We start from the raw sequence: 26450 nt of genomic DNA, 5'->3' as shown, positions 1-26450 counted from the left end.
ACAAACATAGTGGCAACATTAAAAAAACCTCTTTCGCGATGATTAAATAGTTCCTTTTATTCTAATTCTTATCTCAAAAAAAAAGCCAAAGTCAAGGCAAGCCTGACTTTGACTTTTCAATCACACTCTTATTTGCTTTCTTTGTCGTCTTTTACTTCTTCATACTCAGCGTCAACAACATTATCGTCTTGAGCTGAAGAAGCATCGCCGCCAGCTTGCTGCTGTGCTTGTTGTGCTTGCTCATAAAGCTTCATTGTTAAAGCTTGAACGATTTCTTGAAGTTCATCTTTCTTCGCTTTGATTTCTTCAAGTTCGTTTTTCTCAATTGCAGCTTTTAGAGCGTCTTTTGCTTCATTAGCTTTCGTTACTTCAGCTTCATCAACTTTACCTTCAAGATCTTTTAATGTTTTCTCAGTTGTGAAAACAAGTTGATCTGCTTCATTACGTAATTCAATTTCTTCTTTACGTTTTGCATCAGCATCCGCATTTTCTTCTGCTTCTTTTACCATGCGTTCTACTTCTTCATCAGAAAGACCTGAAGAAGACTTGATTGTGATGTTTTGTTCTTTACCTGTACCAAGGTCTTTTGCACTTACGTTTACGATACCGTTCTTATCAATATCAAATGATACTTCAATTTGTGGTACTCCGCGTGGTGCTGCTGGAATGTCTGATAATTGGAAACGACCTAATGTTTTGTTGTCAGCAGACATTGGACGCTCACCTTGTAGTACGTGAATATCTACAGCTGTTTGGTTATCAGCAGCTGTTGAGAACACTTGTGATTTGCTTGTTGGAATCGTTGTATTACGCTCAATAAGTTTTGTGAACACGCCACCCATTGTTTCAATCCCAAGTGAAAGTGGTGTTACGTCAAGTAAAACAACGTCTTTAACATCACCTGTTAAAACTCCACCTTGAACAGCTGCACCAAGTGCTACAACTTCGTCAGGGTTTACACCTTTATGTGGCTCTTGACCAACTTCTTTTTGAATTGCTTCTTGAACAGCTGGGATACGAGTTGAACCACCAACAAGAATAACTTTATTAATTTCATTTTTTGTAACGCCAGCGTCTTTAATTGCTTGACGAACAGGACCCATTGTTTTCTCTACAAGGTGTGCTGAAAGTTCTTCGAACTTAGCGCGGCTTAATGTAAGCTCTAAGTGAAGTGGACCTGCTTCTCCAGCTGTGATGAATGGTAGAGAAATTTGTGTTGAAGATACACCTGAAAGATCTTTTTTCGCTTTTTCTGCAGCGTCTTTTAGACGTTGTAGAGCCATTTTATCTTTAGAAAGGTCAATGCCGTTTTCTTTTTTGAATTCTTCTACTAAGTGATCAATGATTACTTGGTCAAAGTCATCTCCACCAAGACGGTTGTCACCCGCTGTTGAACGTACTTCGAAAACGCCATCCCCTAATTCAAGAATAGATACGTCAAAAGTACCGCCACCAAGGTCATATACTAAAACAGTTTGATCTTCGTCTGTTTTTTCTAAGCCGTAAGAAAGAGCTGCTGCTGTTGGCTCGTTGATAATACGCTCAACTTCAAGCCCAGCAATTTTACCAGCGTCTTTTGTTGCTTGACGCTCAGCATCATTAAAATAAGCAGGTACTGTGATAACAGCTTTTGTTACAGGCTCGCCAAGATAGTCTTCTGCATATGATTTTAAATACTGAAGAATAACAGCTGAAAGCTCTTGTGGAGTATATTCTTTTCCTTCTACTTCCACTTTATGATCTGTACCCATATGGCGTTTGATTGAGATGATTGTGTTAGGGTTTGTAATTGCTTGACGTTTTGCAACTTCCCCTACTTGACGCTCACCATTTTTAAACGCGATAACAGATGGAGTTGTACGTCCACCTTCTGGGTTAGGGATTACTTTTGGTTCCCCACCTTCTAATACTGCAACACATGAGTTTGTCGTTCCTAAGTCAATACCAATAATCTTACTCACTTAAGATTCCCTCCTTGAAATATGTAAGTTTTTATTCGTTTACTTTTACCATTGCAGGTCGAATGATACGATCTTTCAATTTGTATCCTTTTTGTAGTTCTTCTACTACAACGTTTGAATCAAAAGAATCATCCGAAACTTGCATAATTGCTTGATGCTGATATGGATCAAATGGTTGCCCAACAGCTTCAATTGCCTCTACGCCTTCTTTCTTCAGCGCTTCAACAAGCTGATTGTACACCATTGTCATTCCTTTTAGAATAGACTGTGTTTGCTCGTCGTCTGTTTCAACGCTAAGCGCTCTGTCAAAGTTATCAAGAGCAGGTAAAATGTCTTCTGCTAAACTTTGAGCACGATACTTACGCTCTGCTTCTAGATCAAGCTTAGCACGACGACGTGAGTTATCGAAGTCAGCTTGTAAACGAAGATAGCGGTTTTCTTGCTCTTCAAGCTTACGTTTAAGCTCTTCAACTTCGCTTTCTTCAGCTTCTTGTTCTTCAATGCCCTCTTCCTGTCCTTCAACAGGCTGAGATTCGTTTGCTTCAGCTTCAATATCCTCTTGTACTTCATCTTTAGCTTCTACTTCTTCATTGATTACGTTTTTTTCGTTTGACATGCCTGTTCACCTCCCTCTAATGACTAGAATAACTTTTATCAATATTTCCCTTGTTACTCTTTTTGATACAAGTGTGTTAATGCTTTAGAAAGGTCACTTGTAATAAGCTGTAACAAGCTAATAATACGTCCATACGGCATTCTTGTTGGCCCTAAGATAGCAATTGTGCCAAACTGCTGAGCTTTTATAGAATACGTGGCAGTAATTAAACTGCATTCATCCATTTGCGCCATATTAATCTCACGCCCTATTTTCACTTGAATCCCTGCTTCATCTGTGTGAAGTAAAGGATAAAAAGGATCTCCTTTTTCCATCACTTCAAGCAGAGAACGCATTTTAGACACATCGTGAAATTCAGGTTGTGTTAAAATATTAGTTTTGCCCCCAATATAAATCTTTTGAGAACTTGGAAACGTTAAAATACCATCAAGCATTTCGATTGTTTCTTCGTAGTTTTCCAAATGCGATTTTAACAGAGTAGCAACTTCTTTGTAAATCTTATCATGCAATTCACTAATCGGAACATCAACAAGTCGTTCGTTTAAAATATTTACCATCTTTTCTAAATCGCTTGAGTGAACAGCAGAAGGTAATGTAATAGTTTTACTTTCTACATATCCTGTATCCGTTACAATAATGGCAACAGCCATCCCTTCTGAAAGAGGTAAAATTTGGAGCTGACGTACTTTGTGACTCACTGCACTAGGTCCTAAAGCAATGGATGTTAAATTCGTCATCTCTGAAAGAATTGTTGCTGCATTTTGAACTACTTTTTCAAGTTCAAAAACTTGCTCAGCAAAAAGCGATTTAACAACTTTCATCTCTGATCCTGTTAAAAGCTGTGGAGACAGCAGATGATCAACATAATAGCGATAGCCCTTCTCACTTGGAACCCGCCCAGATGAGCTGTGGGTCTTTTCAATAAATCCAAGCTCCTCTAAGTCAGCCATTTCATTACGAATCGTGGCAGAACTAAATTGAATAGTATCTTTCTTAGAAAGAGTTCTTGATCCAATTGGCTGAGCAGACTGAACAAAGTCATCAACAATTGCTTGTAGAATCAATAATTGACGCATTGTAAGCACTTGACATCACCTCTGTTAGCACTCTAGTTAGATGAGTGCTAAATCTATTATTAAGTTACCAAATCAGATTGTGGCTGTCAATAATTTAGATAACACCAATAAATTGTGAAAAAACTTCGTTACCAAGAAGTTTTCCTTGACGAGTTAGAAATACACGTTGTTCATCTTCTTCAAGAAGCCCTCTCTTTTTCAAATCTTCAATCTGTTCATGGAAAATGCTCTCCATTGAACGAGAAAACTTTGTTTCGAAAATGGCTTTGTTCACACCCTCGCCTTTTCTTAACCCAAGAAACATTTCCTCTTCCATTTTTTCAGCTTCTGTTACTTTATGCTCTTCAATATAAGCATGTCCTTTTTCTTCCACAGCATGAATATATTTTTTTAAAGGTCCTGCATTCGCTCGGCGTACCTCATTCATATACCCATGTGCACCAGCACCTATTCCAAAATATTCGTTATTCTCCCAATATGTTAAATTATGTTTGCTTTCAAAGCCTTTTTTCGCAAAATTACTAATTTCGTATTGCTCATATCCTTCACTTGCTAGTGTATCCATTAAGTATTCATACATTTCGGCTTCTTTTTCTTGAGGAAGCAAGTGAAGCTTTCCTTTTCGATGCAAATTATAGAATACAGTCTTCGGTTCTACAATAAGTGAGTAAGAAGAAATGTGAGGAACATTAAGTGAAACGGCTTTTTCAATAGACTGCTTAAAATCTTCCATTGTTTGACCTGGTAAGTTATACATGAGATCAATGCTTATATTATGAAATCCATGCTCTTTTGCTTGTGCAATAACTTGTTCAACTTGACTGTTAGTATGCACACGCCCAATTTTTTTTAAAAGCTCTTCGTTAAACGTTTGTACACCGATGCTTAATCTATTTACTCCATACTTTTTCATCAGTTGAAGCTTTTCTACTGTTAATTCATTTGGATTTGCCTCAAATGTATACTCTGTTTCTTCATCAAACGGTAAGTACTTTTTTACTCCTTGTAAAAACACTTCAAGCTGCTCTTCTGTTAAAGCCGTTGGTGTTCCTCCTCCAACAAAGATCGTTTTAAAATAATCTGTTGGAAAGTTTTCCATTGTTTTTTGCATCTCTTTATTTACAGCTGCTAAATATTGTTCAACAGGCTGATTTTCAAAAAAGACTTTATTAAAATCACAGTAGTGACAAATGTGATGACAAAATGGAATATGCAAGTATGCAGCGTGAATCATACGGTTTCACCTCTTTCTATGATTAAAACATAGCGAATACCGCAGAGCAGGCTCTGCGGTATTCGTCTTTCTTACTTATCGTCTTCGTCCATTTGAAGTACAGCCATGAAAGCTTCTTGTGGTACTTCAACAGATCCGATTTGTTTCATTCTCTTCTTACCTTCTTTTTGTTTCTCTAACAACTTACGCTTACGAGAAATATCTCCTCCGTAACATTTAGACAATACGTTTTTACGAATTGCTTTAATGTTTGAACGAGCTACAATCTTTTGACCAATGGCAGCTTGAATTGGAACTTCAAACTGCTGGCGAGGAATTAATTTTTTCAGTTTTTCAACGATGACTTTTCCACGTTCATATGCAAAGTCTCTATGAACGATAAAGGATAGAGCATCAACATTTTCACCGTTTAACAAAATATCCATCTTCACAAGCTTAGATTCTTTATATCCAATCAACTCATAGTCAAATGAAGCATAACCTTTTGTATTTGACTTAAGCTGATCAAAGAAATCATAAACAATTTCAGAAAGTGGAATTTCATATACAACGTTCACTCGGTTTTCGTCCAAGTATTGCATATCAATGAAATCGCCACGTTTACGTTGACAAAGTTCCATAACTGGACCAACATAATCGTTCGGCACCATAATTGTTGCTTTCACATACGGCTCTTCAACATGATTAATTTTCTGCGCATCAGGCATATTAGATGGGTTGTCAATGGTTAAACGCTCATCACTTGTTGTATGCACTTCATAAATTACGCTTGGCGCTGTTGTAATTAAATCAATGTTAAATTCACGCTCAATACGCTCTTGAATGATTTCCATATGAAGAAGTCCTAAAAATCCACATCGGAAACCAAACCCTAAAGCTTGTGATGTTTCAGGCTCAAATTCTAGCGCTGAATCATTTAATTCAAGCTTCTCAAGTGCGTCACGAAGGTCATTGTATCTTGCAGAATCAACAGGATAAAGCCCACAGAACACCATTGGCTTTAAGCGACGGTAACCTGGAAGAGGTTCCGATGCCCCGTTTTTCACGTGAGTAATCGTATCCCCTACGCGTGTATCTCCTACATTTTTAATGGCTGCTGTTAAGAATCCTACGTCTCCAACGCTTAGCTCATCTTTTGCAATAGGTTTTGGATTAAAAACTCCAAGCTCTGTTACTTCAAATTCCTTGCCTGTTGCCATCATTTTAATTTTGTCTCCTACTTTAACAGAACCTTCTACGATTCGGATGTAGGCAACAACCCCTCTGTAGGGATCATATAATGAATCAAAGATAAGAGCTTGTAACGGACCGAACGGATCTCCTGTTGGTGCAGGAACTTTTTTAACGATTTCTTCTAAAATTTCTTCAATTCCAATTCCCGCTTTTGCGGAAGCAAGAACAGCTTCAGATGCATCTAAACCAATTACATCTTCTACTTCTTGGCGGACGCGCTCAGGCTCTGCACTTGGCAAATCAATTTTATTAATAACAGGTAAAATTTCAAGATCGTTATCAAGTGCTAAATAAACGTTCGCTAACGTTTGAGCTTCAATTCCCTGTGCTGCATCTACAACAAGAATGGCCCCTTCACAAGCAGCTAGGCTTCGCGATACTTCATATGTAAAATCGACGTGTCCAGGCGTGTCGATTAAATGAAAGATATACTCCTCGCCATCGCTAGCTTTATATGTTAACTGAACGGCATTCAACTTAATTGTAATCCCGCGTTCACGTTCTAAATCCATTGAATCTAAAAGTTGTTGCTTCATTTCACGCTGTGACAGCGCATTCGTTTTCTCTAGAATCCGGTCTGCTAGCGTCGATTTTCCATGATCAATATGAGCAATAATGGAAAAGTTTCGAATGCGTGACTGACGCTCTAGCTTTGCTTGTTTATCCATACGTATCCACACTCCTACTAAACTACACAATACACTAGCATAAATTATAACAGTGTATTGGTAAAGATTCAATCTTATTCAACGTAGGGTGCACTGTTTTGCATCTTATACAATTCCATCAATAAAATTAAAAAAGGCATCAACCCCGCCTTTTACCATTTTTGATAGATGCTGACCTGTAGAAGAAAAGATGTTGAATGCTTTTCGTTCTTCAAGCATTCTTTGCTTCTCTTCAATGTCAAGAAGCTCTACATTCTCTCCTAACACTTCGGCTTCTGCATATCCTCGGTCGTTTTTCTCTACTGTTAAAGCGTTTGAGAAGTTAGGATCATCATAGCCCTTCATTTTGATAAGCCCTTCATTAGAGACCTGCATTCCAACTAATACCCCAAAAGCAAGCAAAAGCGTAATAAAAAAACATTTTATAAAAAAACGAAACATTTTTTTTGCCTCCACTTTTTTGATTTACTTTCCATTATGACTAATCTACGGTTTTTTCATACAAAAGCATGAGAGAATAGCAGGGGTGTCATCACCTTAGACATACCAAAAAGTTCCACTCTCTCATTTTCTCTATCATAACTATGTGAGAAATAGAAAGAGTAGAACATCTCATAGATTTTTAATGGGTATAGGAGCCGAAGTTTTCTTGATCAATCTTTTCATGTAAAGCTGCATTCAGTCCACCTGCTAATACATTAGCCATTGATCCAATAAAAGAATCTACTTCCTTTGGGGTGACCATTAAATTGTGCCCAAGTGGAGAAAGAACTTCATGAATAAGGCGACGCTTCTCTTCTTCTTCAAGCGTCCCTACAACTCCCATATACGTTTGTCTTTCTTGTTCACTTGGCAAATCTTCATCTGTTAACGTTCTTTTTTCTCCAAATGTCATACCAGCTGGAACGAGCGATTTAGACGGTTTTCCTTGTTCACTTTGCTCGCGCCCTAAATGCTTCAGGATAAAATCAATTGTATCACTTGTAATGGAAACAGCATCAACAACCGTTGGAATGCCGATTGCAATTACAGGAATACCAAGCGTCTCATAGCTAAGCTCTTTTCGTTTGTTGCCAACTCCAGAGCCTGGATGAATCCCACTATCAGCAATCTGAATAGTTGCATTCACTCTTTCAAGCGAACGTGCAGCAAGTGCATCAATAGCCACCACAAAATCAGGATTTACCTTTTTTATAACTCCATCAATAATGTCGCTTGTTTCAATTCCCGTCACTCCCATTACTCCTGGAGTTAGCGCACTTACTGATCTAAATCCTTCTTCAACACTTTCAGGCTCGATTTTAAATAAGTGACGCGTAATTACGAGGTTTTCTGTTACAAGAGGACCAAGCGCATCAGGAGTAACATTTCGGTTTCCTAAACCAACGATAAGACAGCTCATTTCCTTTGTGACTCCAATTCCTTCTAAGAAATGATGAAACTCTTTAGCAAATACTCTCTCCATTTCTTCCTGAAGTTCTGTATCTTGATTACGAATTCCAACTGTTTCAAGTGTCAAATATTGCCCTTTCTTCTTTCCCATTTTTTCAGCGCCTTCTTCCGTAATTTCTACAGAAGTAATTTTTACGCCGCCATCTTCTCTTTCTTTGATAATAACTCCTTCTATTGCACCTTCACTTTCCTTAACATTTGCTTTTGTTTCTCGTTCTTGGACAAGCATCTCATGTTCTTCAATAGCTAAATCCGTTCTGACTCCATATTTACTTAAATCTAATTTTTCGCTCACTTTTTTTCCTCCTTCTTGCGAATCATACGGATAGTTTCACCTATTAGAATCTGTTCATTCACTTCTCCTCCTTTTTTAAGACACCCTTTTTCCAGTTTGAAATCCTTTTTTAAATAAATTTCTTTCTTTCCATTTTTCTTTCTATTGCATTCTAATGCGGTGTTTGGTAGAATATCACTTGTTCTTATTGCAATAACATCGAGCGGTTAAACCTCGATTTTTATCTTTCTAGGAGGTGAAAAGATTGGCTAATATCAAATCTGCTATTAAACGTGTTAAAACAAACGACGCTCGTCGTGTTCATAATGCACAAATTAAATCTGCTATGCGTACTGCAGTGAAAAACTTCGAAGCTCTTGTTACTAACAAGGACGCTGACAACGCTAAAACTGCTTATGCAACAGCATCTAAAAAAATTGACAAAGCTGCACGCAAAGGAATCATCCATAAAAACGCGGCTGCTCGTCAAAAATCTCGTCTAGCAAAACAATTAAACAGCATCTCTGCATAATTGTAAAAAAACCCCCAACATTCGTGTTGGGGGTTTTTTTAGGCTTCATATTTTTTCATAAACAAAAGTTCAAGTAGAAGGGCTTTATCCATTTTTCCCGTTTTCATCTCGAAATCAGCTCGTGCTAAATCTTTTAACAAATTCAGAAGATGATTTGTAGAGAAGCTTCGACCTTGTCCAATAGCTAATTTAACTCGGAAAGGATGAACTTTTAAAGCTTGACTAATTTGTTTTTGACCGTAGCCTTGATTCGATAAGCGCTTTGAGTGATAAACAAGTCGGATTTGCGATACAAGCAAAGCCAAAATCTTAATTGGCTCCTCATTATTACGAAGTAAATCTCTGTAAATCGTAATAGTGTCAACAGTTCGGCCATGAATGAATGCTTCAACAAGCGCGAATACATTTTGTTCAAGCGACTTTGAAACAAGCTGATGAATAAGCTCTGCTGTAATTTCCTCCCCATATAAGAGAAGTTTTGCAAGCTCCATATGTACAATTGTTAGCTTCATCCCTGTTAGCTCTATAAATTCCGCAAGAGCTTCATCCGTTATGGTTAGTCCAGCCTGTGCTACTTCTGCTTTAACCCAGTTTTTAAGCTCACCTTCTGTTAATTCATTTGCTTCAAGATGAGTGCTTTTCGTTTTTAGCTTCTTCGTTACTTTCTTTCGCTCGTCCAATTTCTCATAAGGCGCTACAATAATAAGAACGCTGAACGGCGCAGGCTCTTCTAAATAGCGGATAAGAACATCTACATTATGCTCAACTTTTTGCTTTTCTGCTGTCAAAAAAGTCGCATTTTCTGCTATTACCACTCTTTTCTCCCCTAAAAAAGGCAATGTTTCCGCATCTTCTATAACCGTTTCAATTGGTGTTTCCTCTAAATCAAATGAGGCTAAATTAAATTCCTGTTCTTCCTCTGTAAGTGTTTTTTCAATGATTTTCTGCTTTGCATCCTTCAACAAAAAGGAATTAATTCCCTGTAGCAAATAAACCGGTGATAGTGACTTTATTTCTTTTAGTTCTTGTACTTTCACACTTTTGTCTCCCTTATTTTCTACGTCTCCTTCTATCTTAGCTTTGTCCTTTTAAATTGACAACTGTTACAATATTCTTGCATAAACTAAGTGAGAGCACCTCAAAAAGGTGCTCTCAAATCTATAGTAAACATTAACCGAAAAGCCCTAGGTTACTTTTTAGTTAATGATAATTCTTACTACATATCATGACCTTTTGCAGGGAAAGTATTTGTGACAACTCTTTCTAAACGTGGAAGCTCGGTATGTGAGAAAGGTGTAGATTTTTTCCAATTTAATGTTTATACTTAAATTAAATTAGGAGGGGGTACAATGAATAAATTTGAACAAAGTGTTCAAAGTAAGCGAAATGACGCTGTTGATTCAGCTGTTGGTTTTGTTGTTTCTTTTGGCTTCTTTGCAACCATATTTATTATTGGCACTCTAATTGATTACTTTGCATCTTAAAAATTGGAAGCGTTTCTATTTCTAAAACATCTCAAGCCGTTGTAAATGTACAGCGGCTTGAGGCTTTTTGTATTGTACTACATACTATGGTAAAGACGTCTGAAACGTTCCAGCTTTCCATGAAAAACGGTAAATAAGTGCACCTTGTTTATCTGTTCTAAAAATTTTCACATTGTTTTGTTCTAAGCGTTCTAAAACTTCAGGATGTGGGTGATTATAGCGGTTATCTTCTCCTGTGGAAACTAGTCCGTAAGAAGGTTGTATCTCCTCTAGAAAAAAGGTGGATGTTGAAGTTTTGCTACCATGATGTCCGACTTTTAGAACATCAACTTCCAAAGCAGGGAACGTTTCTATTAATTTTTGCTCCCCTTTCTCACCTAAATCTCCTGTAAAGAGCCAACGGTGATTTCCGAATACTGTATATATAACAATTGACTGCTCATTTGTGTCCTCCTCCATTCCAAAAGGAGCGAGCACATTAAAAGTATGTTCTCCTTCTTTCCAAACATCGCCGCTTCCTACAAGAGTTAATGGAGTACCTCTCTTCATCGTTTCTCTTACCAATTCTTGTTCAAGCTCCGAAAACAATTTTTTCTTTCCAAGAACAAGTTCTTTTACGTCTACAAGTTTTAACAATTCTAATGCACTTCCTCCATGATCATGATCTCCGTGCGTTATGATAAGTTTAGTAATGGAAGTAATACCCTTTGATTTTAAGTATGGATGAACAATGTCTTTTCCAACGCTAAATGTTGTTTGGCGCTTCTCCCATTCTTCTTGTTGAAATGAAATCGATCCTCCTGTATCAATTAAATAAACAGCTTTGCGAAATGGGAGCTGAATTAAAATGCTGTCTCCTTGCCCAACATCAATGACAGAAACCTCTCCGTTTGGATTCATGTAAGGCATAAAACAGTAAAAACTTAAACAAATCACAAGAAGTAATGAAGAGGCAAGGATATCTTTTAATCTTTGTGCTTTTTCAATTTGAAAGCACACGTAAAAGATGACTACATAAAGAAGACAAAACTGCCATGCATTCACCTTTCCTGTTGTAATGATCGAAAAATGAACATTCCCTGCGCTGCGAAGCAGTTCTGTACTCCATTCCACAAAGAAGAGTGTAACGGTTTCAACAGCTTGAGGAATAACAGGCACTATTCCACTTGTAAAAAAAAGAAAAAGACTTGCTGGCATTAGTATAAAAGAGAAAAAAGGTACAAAAAAAAGATTTAAGAAAAAACTTAAAAGCGAAAATTCATAGAAATGATAAAGTAAAAGAGGAATGGAAGCGAGCTGAGCTATGAGAGATAGAGCAATAAGCTGCCATAGAAAGTGAGAGGATTTGGAGATAATACGATGTGATAATAATATAAAAAAGGTAACAACAAAAGATAATTGGAAACCTGCGTTAAATACAGCATATGGGGAATTTATTGTAAGGGCTAGGAAACAGAGAGCTAGAACATCAATCCCACTCAGCTTACGTCTCCATCCTGTTATATATAAAAAGAGCACAATCATACTCATCACAACTGATCTTACAACAGATGGAGAAGCCCCTGTTAATACCCCATATATTGGCAAGAAAAAAAGGAGAAAGAGTGCACTATGCTCTCTTGTTAAACCAAGACGAAGTAAAATTAAAAACGCTCCCCCAACTAAAAGGCCAACATGCAAACCTGAAATGGCCAAAAGGTGTACAACTCCTTGTGTTTCATATAACATGATTGTTTCTTCATTAAAATCTTCCCGACTCCCGAAAATAAGTGCATTAACGAATGCATTAAGAGGTTTGCCAATATGTGTGTTCATACGTTGGATTCCTGATTGTCTTAGCCCAGCAAAAAACATCGTTCTTTGTTGATACTGACATTCTTTGATGTCGCTTACAGTCATTGTCCAATGGATTCTTTGAAAATATAAATATTCTTTGTAATTAAAAAGGCCTGGATTTCGATTTTGCTTTGGAATTTCTAATGCACCTTCTACTCTACAATTCATTCCTACTCTTAACTGTTTGAGGAACTTTTGCTCCTGTTCATTTCTTATTTTGTAATAAGACTGAACTGTTTCACCTTGTTCTGTTTGAAAAGAAAAAGAAAGAAAATTACCGTTTATACGAGGAATAGAAGAAAGATTTCCGTCAAAAGTCGTCTGTTGGGGAGAAAGAACAGAATTATTTCTACTTTCAGTATAGAAGTAGTAAAAAATAGTAAGAAAAAAAGCGAGGAAACAAATCACAGCAGTGGTGGAGCTTGTTCTTTTTATAATAAAGATACTAACTATTATAAACACTATATAAAGGGTGATTTCATTATAAAAACGGCTAATAAAAAGAGCTAGACTTACAAACAACGATACATAAATCCACTGTCCTTTCACAAAAACTCCTTTCTTTTAAAAAGGAGGAGCAAAACGCTCTCTCCTCCTTTTATCAAGGTTATATTAAAATTTTGCCGCAAAAAGTTTTTTTGCTTTTTCAAGTAGCTCTTTTTGTTCTTTTTCATCAGCTTTTTGCAATAGCTCTTGGATAAAGGCTACCTGCTCGTCGTTATAGCTATTTAATGAGCTCGTATCAAATTCTACCTTTTCAGTTTTTACACCTGACTGTTCAAAAAGCTCGACAGCATGAGGGTGGTTTTTATAATCATTTGCGTAATATACCGTGCTGATACCAGCTTGAATAATTCCTTTGCAGCAATTTAGACAAGGAAAATGTGTTACATAAATATCTGCTCCCTCTGTCTTCACTCCAAATTTTGCACATTGAATGATAGCGTTCATTTCGGCATGAATTGTTCGTACACAGTGACCGTCTATAACGTAGCATCCTTCATCAACACAATGAACCCCACCGCTAATTGATCCGTTATATCCGCCTGCAATAATGCGCGTATCTCTAACAATTGTTGCCCCAACAGACAAGCGCTCACAGGTGCTTCTAGAGGCTAATAAGTGGCTTTGAGCCATAAAGTATTGGTGCCATGAAATTCGTTCCATCTCTTTCCCTACCTTCTCGTTATACAAGTTCTTTCTATAAGTGTAGCGAGAAAGGTTGAGAAACGTCAACAGCCTTTTCAATTGTTGATATACTTCTCGTTATACAGTAATTTGTTCTTTTATTTTTTCAAATGATTTCTCTCCAAATCCACTAACATTCATAATGTCTTCAGGCGCTTTAAATGGATCATTTTCTTCTCTATAAACAATAATTGCCTCTGCTTTTGAAGGGCCCACACCGTTTAACTTTTGCAATTCTTCACTTTGAGCATTGTTGATGTTAATAAGGACGCTCTCCTCTGTATCAGTGCCTTCAACAGGAATAGAAGTTAATTCTTTCTCACCTTCAGAAGGAACGTAAACAACCATTTCGTCAGCTACTTTTTGAGCTAGATTAACAGCTGTTACTTCTGCATTTTTTGTAAACCCCCCTGCTTTATTAATGGCATCATCAATTCTTTCTCCATCTTTCATTGTATAGATACCTGGGTTTTGCACGCTCCCTTTTACATCAATTATAATCGGAAGTTCAGCTTTCTCTTTCTTTTGCTCCTCTTCATTTTTCTCTTCTTTCGAAAACACTAGGCTTTCACTGTCTGTTGCTGTTTTTTTCGCTTCTTTGTCTCCACCTAACACAATAGACAACAAGAGAATCAAACAAACAAGACCTCCACAAATAGCAGACAACCATTTATGGGTTCGTAACCATTCCATTGAGTCCACTCCTTTTTAACACATATTCATAAGACAAGGGATTATCACATATCGTTTAGGAGATAAAGTTTTGAAGGAGAGATGAAGTGATGAATATTGGATTTATCGGAACAGGAAACATGGGGCGTATTTTAATCGAGTCTTTTATTGAGTCAAACGCTGCAAATCCTTCTGACATTACCATTACAAATCGAACTCGTCCAAAAGCTGAAAGTTTACAAAAGAGCTATCCTTCCTTACATGTAGCTTCAAATGCTTCAGAAGTCATTCATAAATCAAATATTATTTTTCTATGTGTAAAACCATTAGATATTCACCCCCTTTTAGAAAAAGTACGTCCATTATTAAAGCCACATCATTGTCTTATATCTATTACAAGCCCTATTTCTGTTAAACAGCTTGAGGAGCTTGTAGATTGCCAAGTAGCTCGGATTATTCCAAGCATTACAAATCGAGCGTTCAGCGGTGTTTCTCTTGTTACGTATGGCGAAAGTTGTAAACAGCATTATCGCTTATTTTTAGATCACTTATTATCAAAAATATCGATACCTTTATCAATTGAAAATAATATTACTCGTGTTTCATCTGATATTGTAAGCTGTGGTCCTGCTTTCTTTAGTTATTTACTGCAGAGATTTATTGACTCTGCTGTTGAAGAAACAGAAATTACAAAAGATCAAGCAACAAAAATGATCAGTGAAATGGTTGTGGGCTTTGGGAAGTTGTTAGAAACAAATCTCTATACATTACCAACTCTTCAAGAGAAAGTATGTGTAAAAGGCGGCGTTACTGGCGAAGGAATCAAAGTGCTTGAGGAACATGTTGGGGAGATGTTCAATAAGGTATTTCAACAAACACACGCAAAATACGACGAGGATTTAGAAAAAGTCGGATATCAATTCAATAAATAATTCGCTCTTCAAAGTAAGATTCCTTCTAAAAATAAAAAACCTACCAATAACAAATTGGTAGGTTTCACCTATTCACTTCTTAAATGAAAAGAAAAGACGTTCACTTTCTTCAGAAGGCGGGCAATTTTTAAAATCACTACTTACTTCCATAGAGGTGAAACCAGCTTCTTTTCCCCACTGAATATATTGAGAAATAGAAAATGTGCGCTGATAGTGTTCTTCTTCAAAGCGGTCATATGCCTGTTTATTCTCATTCCAAGCAAAAAAAGTGAGCTCATGAACAACAGAGTGAGGATATTCTCCTTCAAAACTGTTCCAAATGTAAGCATTCTCTATGCCATCATAAGCAAATGTTTGACCAATAAAAAGCTCGTCTATTTTAAAGATGGAATGAACATCAAAAAGAAGAAGTCCTCCCTCTTCAAGGTGACTATATGCTTGCTTAAACGTTTGTCTTACTCGTTCTTCATCTTGTAAATAATTAAGAGAATCACAATAAATTACAATACAGTTAAACATTTGACCGAGATCTAACTCGCTCATATCTTGTTGGAAAAGCTCTGGTTTAATGCTATGTTTTTCTAGTTTTTGCTTAGCCATCATAAGCATCTCATCTGAGAGATCCACGCCAACTGCATATAAATCATGCTTTGCAAATTGAAGTAACATAGACCCTGTTCCACACCCTAAATCTAGGATTTTTGGGGATTGTAATCCAGCTTTACTTATTTCGCTTTTCGTATATTCCACCCAGTTATCATAAGGAGCATCGCTCATTAGCTCATCATAGATAGAAGCAAAGCGCTCATAACTCATTATTTTGATTCTTCTCCAAGCGAAACAAGCGGTGCATCGCCCCAAAGGCGCTCTAGATTATAATAGCCGCGTTCGTCTTTATGGAAGACATGAGCTACAACATCTCCTAAATCAATTAAAATCCAGCGAGCTTCGTTAAATCCTTCAAGACGTTTCACTTCAATTTCATGCTCATTTGCTTGTTCTTTAATTTCTCGCGCAATTGCTTGAACTTGACGATCTGAATTTCCGTGACAGATCATAAAGTAGTCAGCAACAAGAGAAATTCCTTTCATATCTAGAGCTATTACGTCTTCAGCTCTTTTGTCATCTGCTGCTTTCGCAACAAGGGATAGTAGTTCTAGTTCTTTCATATCAATGACCTCCTCCTTGTACTACACTATTGTATGTGTTAATTGTCATTGGGTAGATTGGCTGTTTGCGTCCAATTAGAAATACAATGGTATTTCTAAGACATAAAAACAAAGCTTCATCCAAGCTGTTCTCAGCAGACTGTCTTACTTCCTCAACACCAGGGAAACTACGGCCTGGTTCAATGTAATCCGCAACATATACAATCTTCTCGAGCATTGTCATGTTTGGACGTCCATACGTGTGATACTCAATAGCACGTAAAACAGCTTCATCTTTTATTCCCACTTCTTTTTGAACAAGATAAGCACCAACTGGCGCATGCCAAAGTGAGTGGTGATGCTCTAATAAATCTTTACTCATATTTTGCTCTATAATAATTTCTTTCATTTCATCTTTAGGACGAAACTTTGCGTAATCATGAAAAATAGCTGCAAGTTCAGCTTTCTTTACATCCTCCCCATATTTCTCAGCAAGCTTAATGGCTGTTTCCATTACACCAACTGTATGGGTATAACGAGCTTCGTTCAGCTGTTCTTTTACGATTGCTAACGCTTCTTTACGATTCATACAACCTCTGCTCCTCTATGTAGTTTCGAACATTTTCTGGAACAAAATAGCGAATGCTCTTCTGCTTCTCGTATTTCTCGCGAATAAGACTTGATGAAATCTCAATTTGAGGAACGTCCGCTTCTAAAATAGAATATGGTGTGCTTATCGTATGATGAGGTCTTTTCACCCCTATAAATGTGACGAGCTCTAGCAACTCCTCAATGTTATACCACTTTGGCAAGTATTCAACCATATCTCCACCAATAATAAAATAAAACTGTTCCTCTTGATACCGATCTTTTAAAAGCTTCATTGTCTCAAAAGTATAGGACGTTCCTTCTTTTTCAAACTCGATCGGCTGCAATTTAAAACAAGGATTGTCTTCAATTGCTAGTTCAGTCATTCTCAAGCGGTGTTTTGAATCTGTAACCTTCTTTTTTTCTTTATGAGGAGGGGAGTATGAAGGCATAAACCATACCTCATCAAGCTGGTATTGTTCTAATGCCTCATTGGCAATAATAAGATGCCCCAGATGCGGCGGATTAAAAGTTCCTCCTAATATTCCCACTTTTTTCATACTCGCTACCTCCTTTCACCTTTATGGTAAAGAAATTTGTTTGTTTTCTGTTGATTCCTTATAAAGAACAATTGTATTTCCAATCACTTGTACGAGTTCAGCATGTGTACCTTTGCTTAGTTTGTCTGCTACTGTATCACGATCTTCTAAACAGTTTTGAAGAACACTTACCTTTAAAAGCTCACGCGCTTCTAAAGCATCTTCAATTTGAGTAATCATATTATCATTAACACCACTTTTTCCCACTTGAAAAATAGGGTTAAGATGGTGTGCTTTTGAACGTAAAAAACGTTTTTGTTTCCCAGTTAACATTATATTCCTCCTGTAACATCTTTACTTCTTTTGTAGATGACGTAAAACAACATCTTCCATCACTTTTACATTTGGCTGCACTCCTGTCCACTTTTCAAAAGCAAGTGCACCTTGCATAACAAACATTCCAATCCCTGTATGAGCTAAAGCTCCACGTTCTTTAGCTTCACGCAGAAGCTTTGTTTCAAGTGGGTTATATATAATATCACTAACTGTTGCGCCTTTTTTTACATGTTGAAGAGAAAGTGGACTCTCCTCAACGTTTGGACTCATCCCAACAGCAGTCGTATTAATGATAATATCATAACGCCCAAGGTTTTCTTCTGCTTCTGTTATTGATAAAACTGTTCCTTCGTTATCAATTGGACAAGAAGTGATAAGCTCTTGTGCTTTACTAAGCGTGCGATTTGCTATGTCGATGCAATTCGCTTGACCTTTTGCTGCAATAGTAAAGAGAAGTGCTCTTGCTGCACCTCCAGCGCCTAAAATAAGCACACTTTGGTCTTGAAGCGATGATCGCCCTAAAAATGTTAAAAGCGATTGAAGATAACCATCACCATCTGTATTATACCCAACATAGCGACCATTTTCATTGACAACCGTATTTACGGCTCCAATTTCACGTGCCAATTCATCAATTTCATCAAGGAAATCCATCACTTTCACTTTATATGGAATTGTGACATTAAATCCTTTTATATTTAATGCTTTCAGACCTTTTATTCCTTCTTCAACCTTCTCTGGTGCTATCTCAAACGCATGATAATAACCGTCAATAGAATGATAATCCAGTACAGCATTTTGCATATGTGGAGACAGTGAATGCCCGATTGGATAACCAATAACACTGTAGAGTTCTTTCATACGTACCGTATCCCCCTTGCCCTTAAATTAATGATGGACGAACAAATACACCAACGCCCTTAGGCGCATGAGCAACAATTTTAGCTCCCGGATCGTTTATCGTTACCCAGCCAAGTCCAGAGAAAACAACATCCATTTTTGGTTCTTTAATCGTAAAGGAATGTGCAACAAGTTCTGGAAATTCATCAAGCTGCTCACGACGAGGTGGTGTTAGCATTTCTCCTGCGTGATCTTCATATAGCTTGTCTGCTTTCTCAAGCTTTGTACGATGAATATGAAGCTCACTCGGAATGTAACACGTAAAGGAGCGTCTTCCACCGTTCACATAGTCAAAACGAGAGAGCCCACCAAAAAAGAGCGTTTGTTCCTCGTTAAGTTGGAATACTTTTGGCTTGATTTCTTTTTTTGGCATAATAAGTTTCAAATCGCGTTTATCAACATAGTGAGCCATTTGATGGTGGTTGATAATTCCTGGTGTATCATATAGCGTTGAGCCATCATCAAGCGGAATTTCAATTAAGTCAAGCGTTGTTCCTGGGTACTGAGATGTTGTAATAACGTTGTCTTCTCCGCTAAATTGTTTTAAGATGTTATTAATAAATGTTGACTTTCCAACATTTGTACACCCTACAACATATACATCTTTTCCATTACGATAACGATCAATAATTTGAGCTACATCCTCAACACCTTGTCCTTTTACAGCACTAATTAAGCAAACATCAATAGGTTTTAAGCCATTTTCTTTTGCTTCTTTTTTCATCCAGTTAATTACTTTGTTTTGTTTTACAGACTTCGGAAGCAAGTCAACTTTATTACCAATTAACAATACATCATTATTGCCAACAAAACGCTGTAGCCCAGAAATCCAGCTCCCATTAAAATCAAAAATGTCTACAATTTTAACGATCAGACCATCTGTTTCTCCAATTCCATGAAGGATTTTTAAGAAATCGTCATCTGTTAAAGAAACATCTTGAATTTCATTATAATGTTTCAAACGGAAACAGCGTTGACAAATAATTTGCTCTTTCTCAAGTGCAGATGGCGGCGTGTACCCTAGCTTTTTTGGATCTTCTGTTTGGATATCAACACCGCACCCTACGCAGTACATTTCTTGTTCACTCACCTAATTATTCCTCCCAATTTATCATGCCTTTTTTCTTCATCCATGTTAAAATTCTTCGTTCCATTTGACGGTTAAATTTTGTAAAAAATCCGTCTGTTTGAGCAACTGGAACAACAAGAATGGTATATAATTTCATACGATTTCCACCTAGGACATCTGTCATTAGCTGATCTCCAATTACAACGATTTCATTGCGGTTTACATCCATGTTCCGAATTGCTTTTTTAAATGCTCGTCCCATTGGCTTACGCGCTTTATAAATAAACGGAATGCCAAGCGGATCTGAGAAAAGGCGAACTCGTTTTTCTACATTATTAGAAACAATAGTTACTTGAATATTATGTTGCTGCATGTTTTCAAACCATTCAATAAGTTTTGGAGTTGCATCAGGTCGATCCCATTCAACAAGGGTATTATCTAAATCTGTAATAATCCCTTTAACTCCTCTTTCTTTTAAATCTTCAGGTTTTATTTCAAATACACTTTTCACATGCTGATCTGGCAAAAATAACTTTAACACAGCTTATCACACCTTTAACGACTAGTTCACTTCCATTTTGCTATTATACTCAATATACTGCCCTACTTTAAAGAGCAAATCATCTTTTTCTTCTTATTCCTCCAACTCACAAGACAACTAACAAGAAAACAAACACTTCGACAATATCCATTAATACCCAAAAAACTTTTCGACAAAATTCAAGCTACTCCAAATTTGTGGATAACTTTATTCACACTATACATCCTGGTTTTTCAACAATCTTAAAAGTTACGAACATTATACCCACAACTTATCCACTCTTTTTTGTGGATAACGGAACGATTGTTCTAACATTTAAAACATGATAGATTAAGGTTACACAAATTCACATAACCTACTTATCTATGCCTGAAAACGTTTATATAGAACAACATAAAATTTTTTAAAACGATAAAGTCTTTTTTTGAAAATGCTCTCATACTATAGGAGGTGACAGGAGTGGAAAAGCTGTCAGATAAGGTATTAGTTGAATCATATTGCAAAGCAAATGAATTAAAATTAAGTCCTGAATTTATTAAGCTTATCGAGAAAGAAATTGAAAGACGTTCTCTTCATGCTAAAATCAAAATTTCTTCCTAAGTTATTACTTCACGATTGAAATCGACCGAGCGTTTGGCCAACCTTCACTTTTTGACCTTTTTGAATCGATTCATCTGTTACAAAAGAATCTTTTTCAAAAAGTAAAATGACAGTTGAGCCGAATGAAAAATACGCAATTTCGTCTCCTTTGTTAATAGACTTCTCATCATGAGTCATTGTAATGCTATTTACAAACATTGCGCCAACTTTTACTAATAAAAAACGATGCTCATTATAAGCAAGTTCTGTTAACTTGCGATAATTTTTCACTAACGGTGCTTTGCCGTATTTTAAACCAAGCTGATTTACTGGATATGACTTATTTCCAAGAGTCCATGTCTTAATAATATTGGCATCAGCCGGACTATGAATTCGATGATAGTCACTCGGACTCAGATATAAGATAAAATAAGTACCGCCTATATACTTTTGCAGTTCGTACTCATTTCCAACAAGCTCTTTTACAGAATACGGCTTTTCTTTTACAATCATTTCTGTTTTATTTGTTAAAGTACCGTATTGTTCGATTTCCCCATCTACAGGACTAATAATCACCTCTTTTTGTAAAGAAAATGGGCGAGCTTGATCTTTTAGCTTTCTAGTAAAAAGTTCGTGTAGCGTTCCGTATTCACTAAGTTTCTTGCTCATTTCTTCCTGTTTAACATTATAAATTTTTGCATATGAACGAATGAATTTTCTGCTAAACGGAGAGCACGAAAAACGCTCTATTAACTTTGAAGTAAAAGGTTTATTTGTTAATTCTATAAAAGATTGATAAAGGATTTTTTTCATAAATTTCCTCTCTATCACAATTTTTCCCACTGTTTTTCTTTACTATCCTACTTTTTAGACTTACAATAATTTTATCTGTATAATTTCTTTATTTTTATGAGTCAACTCTTTAAGGAGTGAAAAATTTGTTTTTATTAGATTATCTTGATCATACTTTAAAAAAGCTTAAAGCCCATTCTGCGAATTGTTTAACGTTAATAAATCTGTCTTTAGGAACTTTTGCTCTTATCTCTATTTTTCATCATGAATTTCGATTAAGCTTGTTTCTCATTTTTCTTGCTGCATTTGCTGACAGATTTGACGGCATGGTTGCTCGAAAATTTGGTATTGAATCTGAATTTGGTAAACAACTAGACTCCATGTGTGACATTATTTCATTTGGAATCGCACCAGCTTTACTCGTTTATCAAGGCGTATTACATGAATATGGAACACCTGGCACGCTTTTTACAATTTTTTATGTAGCCTGCAGTGCTATGCGCCTCGCACGCTTTAACATTTCAGAAAACAACGGATATTTTACAGGTCTTCCTATTACAGCAGCAGGCTGTTTAATCACATTTTCTTTTTTGTTTCACAAAATGATTCCAGGGCACCTTTTCATGTTTCTAGTAGTGATTTTATCCGTTCTAATGATTAGTAACTTCAAACTTAAAAAAGTATAACACAACTTAGCGTACAATGTTTATTTGTTTCTTACAATAATGAATAAATAAAAAGAAGTGGCATAAACACCACTTCTTTTTCATTTCCAAAAGTATCCAAAATAATAGAATCCACCGAAAATAAGCAAAATGACTACAAGAATAATAATTAAGGCAAAAGCCCAGCCCCCGCCTCCGTAGCCTCCCCCATATGGAGTATAACTACCACAGTATGGCGAGCACCCTCCATACCCATACATGTACATTCACCTCTTTATTTTATACTATGTACAGGAATGGAGTCCGTGTAGGCATATATGTATATTTTGTCTCTATTCTAATTTGAAAGTTCAACTTTCCCTTTAAAAGGTTCATAAGAATGAATAACTGCCTTGTCTCCCTTTTTTATTATGCCTGTTTTTTCTACAATACAAACGATTCCTCTTCTATCATAAGCCATCTTCACAAATTTTCCGGCTATCTTTTTTTCGGGATACTGACTTTGAATAACCTTTCCTGGATGGATACAAGGATGATTGACCCCTTCACAAAGTAAAGCTGCTCCGCTAGGAAAAACAATGCGGCTTCCTTCTTTTAAAAGTGTAAAATCATCGATTCCTTCCACAATAAGGTTTGCTCCAAGCCATTCAGGACGCACTTCCTCAATTTTCAATAATTGCGCCACTTCTGCACATTCTTCAGCTGAAACGATAGAAATTTGTCTTCGATTAAAAATCTCTGTTCCCTTTTCATACATTGGCTCTCTTTCTCCAGCTTTCTTCGTTAAACCAAAATGAAGATCCCCAGGAATTCCTCCAAATTCCACCTGTACTTCTGCTCGTTCTTCCGTAATAAATGAACCCTTCTCTGTTGCCATAAAAACCCCTAAAACTTTTGCTTCTATTTTTTGAAACATCGTACCCTTCCTTCCAAAGTATGGTATAAGTTTCTCTGTATTTATTATAATCATGATTGATCCCTTAATCATAGAACATTATGCAAAATTTATTAACTAGCTTATAGCGCATTACGTTCTCTTCTTAAAATTAGGTATAAATTATGTACATTCTTTTGACTATACTCATACTCTAAACTATTACTTTAACCTTATTTTTCTATTTTAAACGCTTTTTTACTTTTTTTTCTAGGTATATCTCTTTAGAGAGTTCCAAGCCCCTTAAAAGGACATTGTACAGACACAAACTAGGCTCCTGTCACATATAAATAAAGTATCGTTACAATGGTGGTAATTTCTACGGAGGTGGTATGATGCCCGGCTTTTTTACGACTTTAAGTTACTTTGTTAAAGAGCTTGTTTTCCTTGTTTCCTACGTTAAAAACAACGCTTTTCCACAACCTCTCTCGCCGCAAGAAGAAAAAAAATACTTACTGCTTATGGAGCAAGGGGACGCACATGCTCGCAATATGTTAATTGAACATAACTTACGTCTTGTGGCACACATTGTAAAGAAATTTGAAAATACAGGAGAAGACTCAGAAGATCTTATCTCTATTGGAACAATCGGGCTTATTAAAGCAATTGAGAGCTATTCACAAGGTAAAGGAACGAAACTTGCCACATACGCTGCTAGATGTATTGAAAATGAAATCTTAATGCATCTCCGTGCTCTAAAGAAAACAAAAAAAGATGTTTCTCTTCATGATCCAATCGGGCAAGATAAGGAAGGAAATGAAATTTCTTTAATTGATGTGTTAAAATCTGAAGCAGACGACGTAATTGAAACGATTCAGCTTAATATGGAACTTGAAAAGATTCGTGAATATATCGATATTCTGGACGATAGAGAGCGAGAAGTGATTGTTGGACGGTTCGGACTTGATTTAAAGAAAGAGAAAACACAGCGAGAAATTGCAAAAGAGCTAGGAATTTCAAGGAGTTATGTATCACGAATTGAGAAGAGAGCTCTAATGAAGATGTTTCATGAATTTTATCGTGCCGAAAAAGAAAAGAAGAAAAAGAAAAACAGCCTTGATTAATTTCAAGGCTGTTTTTTATTCTTCTAAAGAGCTACGCAGTTTTTTGACTTTGTAACTAAATAGAAAAGAAACGAGTAGAAGCACAAAAGTCCCACTCATCATAATTGTCATTGTGCCACCATGGTGCTCATGATTGCTAATTAAAGTGCCAATATATAAGAATCCGCTCAATGCGAGTAAAATATAAATAAAACGTGTATAATCTTCAATTTTCGCTCGTACTTGACGTGCTGCATTTGTTTTCAAATCAAATCACCCCACGTAATTTCTCTATTTCTACTATAACATAGAATATACGTGTGAAATGATAGCAATATCCACCACTGCTGGCAACTTTGACATTAGATTTTTTCAACCATTCTTAAAATAAGGTCTGCAGAATTTTTCGCTGCTTTTGGTAAATACTGATCAAATGAAATATTTGATTCTTTTCCAGCAATATCTGAAAGAGAACGAATAATAACAAACGGTGCTCCGAACTGATGACAAACTTGAGCAACAGCGGCAGCTTCCATTTCAGCTGCTTGAAGTGCTGGAAATTTAGAACGCACAAACTCTACGCGATCAGCATCGTTCATAAATGAGTCTCCTGTTGCAATAAGTCCTGTAACAATCTTCATACCTTGGATTTCTTCCGCACTTTTCTCTGCTACAGCAACAAGCTTCTCATCTGGTAAAAATGCTGCAGGCATATTTGGCACTTGACCATATTCATAGTTGAAGATGGTTACATCTACATCATGATGGCGAACTTCTGAAGAAATAACAACGTCTCCAACGTTTAGCTCTGGATTGAAACCACCAGCAGAGCCTGTATTAATAATATAATCAGGATTGAATCTTTCAAGTAGAACAGCTGTTGATAAAGCTGCGGTTACTTTTCCAATACCTGATTTTAGTAAGATAATTTCTTTTCCTTCATATTTTCCTGTTGTATATTCACAGCCTGCAATAACCGTTACATCGCGGTCTGTTAATTTTTCTCGTATGATTGTCACTTCTTCTTCCATTGCTCCAATAATTGCGATTTTCATTTTTTGGCCTCTTTTCTTCAACAAATTTTGCATATAGTGCTTATTCTAACATTATAAAGAGGAAGTCGCTATATTTCTTCCTAAAACACATGCTAAAATAAAGAAACGTACTGACCAAACAGGAGGTGAAGAGTGGATGGGGTTACAGCTACAAATGATTCAAGATAAAGTCGAATTTTTTGAGGAGACAAGCATCGAAAAACTCGAATCAAAAATCAATGAGCAAATTGAAAATAACCGAGCTATTTTTCTAGAAGTACATCATGTTGGACATCAAACAATCGTTCATCCTGAGACAGGTGCTCGTCTTTATACAGCTGTTGTTCATTTTAAATTTAAAAAATAGCGCAGGAATACTCCTGCGCTATCTCTGTTAATTTACTTTTTCTGTTCCAATCGGCTGCCAGCCTTCACCTTCAACCCAGCGGATTTGAACTTTATATTGTTCACCAGTTGATTTGGATTTGATTGTTGCTTGTGATTCACTTCCAGCAGTTCCACCAGGATTACGTCCTAACCAAAGAACTGTCATATCATCTGTTGAAACACCTGTTGCTCCACTTACAGCTTGAAGCTGTGCATTCCAATCAGAAGAACCTTTGTCATATGATGCTGTATGACTTCCTGCTTCTTTTTCTTTATTTTCTTTAATTTCTTCCTTACTTGAAGCGGCTGATGAAGAATCTTCTTTTTCGTCTTCGTCATCGTCCTCTTTTGTTGCTGTTTCATCATCTTTTGAAGTTTTTTCTTCTTCTGCATCATTTGATGATTCGTCTTCATCATCGTTTGTTGCTACTTGCTCTTCATCTTCACTATCACTTGCTGAAGAATCATTTGATGCTTCATTTGATGATTTATCTGAAGAATCATCACTATCTTTATTTTGCTCTGCGTTATCTTCTTCACTATTGCTATTATCGTTTTGAACGTTTGCCGACTTTTGGTCACTATTCGCTGTAGTACTTTGCTTATCATCTTTACCATTCATAAACATTGTTCCAGCAATAAGGACAATTAAGACAGCCACAACAGCAATAAGCACGTTATAAACGCGATTCATTTTGCGACTTTTATCGTGTCTTTGTGATCGTCTATTTTCCATT

The 26450-nt window shown here is 36.5% G+C and carries 32 protein-coding genes; 7 read left to right on the top strand and 25 right to left on the bottom strand.

Annotated elements, in window-relative coordinates:
• Window positions 1-128: 128 nt before the first annotated feature.
• From dnaK to gpr, 7 genes are all read right to left on the bottom strand, one after another.
• Window positions 129-1961 (bottom strand): molecular chaperone DnaK, encoded by a 1833-nt coding sequence (gene dnaK, locus B9N79_RS01825; protein WP_040056820.1) that lies wholly within the window; start codon window positions 1959-1961, stop codon window positions 129-131.
• 31 nt (window positions 1962-1992) lie between these two features.
• Window positions 1993-2577 (bottom strand): nucleotide exchange factor GrpE, encoded by a 585-nt coding sequence (gene grpE, locus B9N79_RS01820; protein WP_019391423.1) that lies wholly within the window; start codon window positions 2575-2577, stop codon window positions 1993-1995.
• 53 nt (window positions 2578-2630) lie between these two features.
• Entirely contained in the window at window positions 2631-3662 is a 1032-nt protein-coding gene (gene hrcA / locus B9N79_RS01815; RefSeq protein WP_019391422.1) for a heat-inducible transcriptional repressor HrcA, read from the bottom strand.
• Between the two features lie 85 nt (window positions 3663-3747).
• Window positions 3748-4887, bottom strand: a complete 1140-nt coding sequence (hemW, locus tag B9N79_RS01810) for a radical SAM family heme chaperone HemW (protein ID WP_040056821.1) — start codon at window positions 4885-4887, stop codon at window positions 3748-3750.
• A 71-nt stretch (window positions 4888-4958) separates the two neighbouring features.
• Window positions 4959-6788: a translation elongation factor 4 gene (gene lepA, locus B9N79_RS01805; RefSeq protein WP_040056822.1), complete on the bottom strand. Its 1830-nt coding sequence runs from the start codon at window positions 6786-6788 to the stop codon at window positions 4959-4961.
• A gap of 105 nt (window positions 6789-6893) precedes the next feature.
• The gene (locus B9N79_RS01800; RefSeq protein WP_019391419.1) at window positions 6894-7229 is read right to left on the bottom strand and encodes a YqxA family protein; all 336 of its coding nucleotides are present in this window, start codon (window positions 7227-7229) and stop codon (window positions 6894-6896) included.
• 181 nt (window positions 7230-7410) lie between these two features.
• Window positions 7411-8535 carry a GPR endopeptidase gene (gene gpr, locus B9N79_RS01795; protein ID WP_019391418.1) on the bottom strand — a complete coding sequence of 375 codons (1125 nt, stop codon included), beginning with the start codon at window positions 8533-8535 and terminating at the stop codon, window positions 7411-7413.
• A gap of 244 nt (window positions 8536-8779) precedes the next feature.
• On the opposite strand from gpr, the gene rpsT reads away from it, so the two are divergent.
• Window positions 8780-9046 carry a 30S ribosomal protein S20 gene (rpsT, locus tag B9N79_RS01790; RefSeq protein ID WP_019391417.1) on the top strand — a complete coding sequence of 89 codons (267 nt, stop codon included), beginning with the start codon at window positions 8780-8782 and terminating at the stop codon, window positions 9044-9046.
• Between the two features lie 38 nt (window positions 9047-9084).
• Here rpsT and holA read toward each other — a convergent pair whose 3' ends face one another.
• Entirely contained in the window at window positions 9085-10083 is a 999-nt protein-coding gene (gene holA / locus B9N79_RS01785) for a DNA polymerase III subunit delta (RefSeq protein ID WP_019391416.1), read from the bottom strand.
• Between the two features lie 312 nt (window positions 10084-10395).
• On the opposite strand from holA, the gene B9N79_RS01780 reads away from it, so the two are divergent.
• On the top strand, window positions 10396-10530 hold the full coding sequence (locus B9N79_RS01780; RefSeq protein ID WP_019391415.1) for a YqzM family protein: 135 nt from the start codon (window positions 10396-10398) through the stop codon (window positions 10528-10530).
• A gap of 84 nt (window positions 10531-10614) precedes the next feature.
• Here the strand turns inward: B9N79_RS01780 and B9N79_RS01775 are convergent, their stop codons facing one another.
• From B9N79_RS01775 to B9N79_RS01765, 3 genes are all read right to left on the bottom strand, one after another.
• Window positions 10615-12915: a DNA internalization-related competence protein ComEC/Rec2 gene (locus tag B9N79_RS01775; protein ID WP_046217866.1), complete on the bottom strand. Its 2301-nt coding sequence runs from the start codon at window positions 12913-12915 to the stop codon at window positions 10615-10617.
• Between the two features lie 63 nt (window positions 12916-12978).
• Complete coding sequence (locus B9N79_RS01770) at window positions 12979-13533, bottom strand: ComE operon protein 2 (RefSeq protein WP_019391413.1); 555 nt, start codon at window positions 13531-13533, stop codon at window positions 12979-12981.
• A 99-nt stretch (window positions 13534-13632) separates the two neighbouring features.
• On the bottom strand, window positions 13633-14247 hold the full coding sequence (locus tag B9N79_RS01765; protein ID WP_085117689.1) for a helix-hairpin-helix domain-containing protein: 615 nt from the start codon (window positions 14245-14247) through the stop codon (window positions 13633-13635).
• 89 nt (window positions 14248-14336) lie between these two features.
• On the opposite strand from B9N79_RS01765, the gene comER reads away from it, so the two are divergent.
• Window positions 14337-15158 carry a late competence protein ComER gene (gene comER, locus B9N79_RS01760; RefSeq protein ID WP_046217867.1) on the top strand — a complete coding sequence of 274 codons (822 nt, stop codon included), beginning with the start codon at window positions 14337-14339 and terminating at the stop codon, window positions 15156-15158.
• Window positions 15159-15230: 72 nt separating this feature from the next.
• Here the strand turns inward: comER and B9N79_RS01755 are convergent, their stop codons facing one another.
• Genes B9N79_RS01755 through B9N79_RS01720 form a run of 8 tightly spaced genes read right to left on the bottom strand, consistent with a single transcriptional unit; the run spans window position 15231 to window position 20279 of the window.
• Entirely contained in the window at window positions 15231-15974 is a 744-nt protein-coding gene (locus B9N79_RS01755; RefSeq protein ID WP_019391410.1) for a class I SAM-dependent DNA methyltransferase, read from the bottom strand.
• On the bottom strand, window positions 15974-16327 hold the full coding sequence (gene rsfS, locus B9N79_RS01750; RefSeq protein ID WP_019391409.1) for a ribosome silencing factor: 354 nt from the start codon (window positions 16325-16327) through the stop codon (window positions 15974-15976). Before rsfS ends, B9N79_RS01755 begins: the two co-directional genes overlap by 1 nt.
• Before the next feature lies 1 nt (window position 16328).
• Entirely contained in the window at window positions 16329-16895 is a 567-nt protein-coding gene (yqeK, locus tag B9N79_RS01745; protein WP_046217868.1) for a bis(5'-nucleosyl)-tetraphosphatase (symmetrical) YqeK, read from the bottom strand.
• Entirely contained in the window at window positions 16885-17454 is a 570-nt protein-coding gene (locus B9N79_RS01740) for a nicotinate-nucleotide adenylyltransferase (RefSeq protein WP_019391407.1), read from the bottom strand. Before B9N79_RS01740 ends, yqeK begins: the two co-directional genes overlap by 11 nt.
• A gap of 21 nt (window positions 17455-17475) precedes the next feature.
• On the bottom strand, window positions 17476-17766 hold the full coding sequence (gene yhbY, locus B9N79_RS01735; protein WP_019391406.1) for a ribosome assembly RNA-binding protein YhbY: 291 nt from the start codon (window positions 17764-17766) through the stop codon (window positions 17476-17478).
• A 21-nt stretch (window positions 17767-17787) separates the two neighbouring features.
• A complete protein-coding gene (gene aroE / locus B9N79_RS01730) occupies window positions 17788-18630 on the bottom strand; it encodes a shikimate dehydrogenase (protein ID WP_046217869.1) in 843 nt (280 codons plus the stop codon).
• A gap of 22 nt (window positions 18631-18652) precedes the next feature.
• The gene (gene yqeH, locus B9N79_RS01725; RefSeq protein ID WP_192811824.1) at window positions 18653-19744 is read right to left on the bottom strand and encodes a ribosome biogenesis GTPase YqeH; all 1092 of its coding nucleotides are present in this window, start codon (window positions 19742-19744) and stop codon (window positions 18653-18655) included.
• A gap of 19 nt (window positions 19745-19763) precedes the next feature.
• Window positions 19764-20279, bottom strand: coding sequence for a YqeG family HAD IIIA-type phosphatase (locus B9N79_RS01720; protein WP_019391403.1), 516 nt, complete (start codon window positions 20277-20279; stop codon window positions 19764-19766).
• A 459-nt stretch (window positions 20280-20738) separates the two neighbouring features.
• Here B9N79_RS01720 and sda point away from each other — a divergent pair, with 459 nt between their 5' ends.
• Window positions 20739-20879, top strand: a complete 141-nt coding sequence (sda, locus tag B9N79_RS01715) for a sporulation histidine kinase inhibitor Sda (protein ID WP_019391402.1) — start codon at window positions 20739-20741, stop codon at window positions 20877-20879.
• Window positions 20880-20888: 9 nt separating this feature from the next.
• Here the strand turns inward: sda and B9N79_RS01710 are convergent, their stop codons facing one another.
• Window positions 20889-21671 (bottom strand): phosphatidylserine decarboxylase, encoded by a 783-nt coding sequence (locus B9N79_RS01710; RefSeq protein WP_019391401.1) that lies wholly within the window; start codon window positions 21669-21671, stop codon window positions 20889-20891.
• A 125-nt stretch (window positions 21672-21796) separates the two neighbouring features.
• On the opposite strand from B9N79_RS01710, the gene pssA reads away from it, so the two are divergent.
• Window positions 21797-22336: a CDP-diacylglycerol--serine O-phosphatidyltransferase gene (gene pssA / locus B9N79_RS01705; protein ID WP_019391400.1), complete on the top strand. Its 540-nt coding sequence runs from the start codon at window positions 21797-21799 to the stop codon at window positions 22334-22336.
• An 80-nt stretch (window positions 22337-22416) separates the two neighbouring features.
• Here the strand turns inward: pssA and B9N79_RS25965 are convergent, their stop codons facing one another.
• Both B9N79_RS25965 and B9N79_RS01700 read right to left on the bottom strand, forming a co-directional pair.
• Window positions 22417-22575: a hypothetical protein gene (locus tag B9N79_RS25965; RefSeq protein ID WP_019391399.1), complete on the bottom strand. Its 159-nt coding sequence runs from the start codon at window positions 22573-22575 to the stop codon at window positions 22417-22419.
• 77 nt (window positions 22576-22652) lie between these two features.
• Complete coding sequence (locus tag B9N79_RS01700; protein ID WP_040056828.1) at window positions 22653-23231, bottom strand: MOSC domain-containing protein; 579 nt, start codon at window positions 23229-23231, stop codon at window positions 22653-22655.
• A gap of 353 nt (window positions 23232-23584) precedes the next feature.
• Between B9N79_RS01700 and sigK the strand changes: the two genes are divergently transcribed.
• Window positions 23585-24313: an RNA polymerase sporulation sigma factor SigK gene (sigK, locus tag B9N79_RS01695; RefSeq protein WP_019391397.1), complete on the top strand. Its 729-nt coding sequence runs from the start codon at window positions 23585-23587 to the stop codon at window positions 24311-24313.
• Window positions 24314-24328: 15 nt separating this feature from the next.
• Here the strand turns inward: sigK and B9N79_RS01690 are convergent, their stop codons facing one another.
• Both B9N79_RS01690 and mtnN read right to left on the bottom strand, forming a co-directional pair.
• Window positions 24329-24559 carry a YrhC family protein gene (locus tag B9N79_RS01690; protein ID WP_040056829.1) on the bottom strand — a complete coding sequence of 77 codons (231 nt, stop codon included), beginning with the start codon at window positions 24557-24559 and terminating at the stop codon, window positions 24329-24331.
• A gap of 95 nt (window positions 24560-24654) precedes the next feature.
• Window positions 24655-25347, bottom strand: a complete 693-nt coding sequence (mtnN, locus tag B9N79_RS01685) for a 5'-methylthioadenosine/S-adenosylhomocysteine nucleosidase (protein ID WP_040056830.1) — start codon at window positions 25345-25347, stop codon at window positions 24655-24657.
• A 136-nt stretch (window positions 25348-25483) separates the two neighbouring features.
• On the opposite strand from mtnN, the gene B9N79_RS01680 reads away from it, so the two are divergent.
• On the top strand, window positions 25484-25693 hold the full coding sequence (locus B9N79_RS01680; protein WP_019391394.1) for a DUF2536 family protein: 210 nt from the start codon (window positions 25484-25486) through the stop codon (window positions 25691-25693).
• A 27-nt stretch (window positions 25694-25720) separates the two neighbouring features.
• Here the strand turns inward: B9N79_RS01680 and B9N79_RS01675 are convergent, their stop codons facing one another.
• Complete coding sequence (locus B9N79_RS01675) at window positions 25721-26449, bottom strand: YrrS family protein (RefSeq protein WP_019391393.1); 729 nt, start codon at window positions 26447-26449, stop codon at window positions 25721-25723.
• Window position 26450 lies beyond the last annotated feature (1 nt).

It is taken from the genome of Priestia filamentosa, assembly GCF_900177535.1.
GTDB lineage: Bacteria > Bacillota > Bacilli > Bacillales > Bacillaceae_H > Bacillus_I > Bacillus_I filamentosa.
This window is presented reverse-complemented; position numbering and strand designations above follow the sequence as displayed.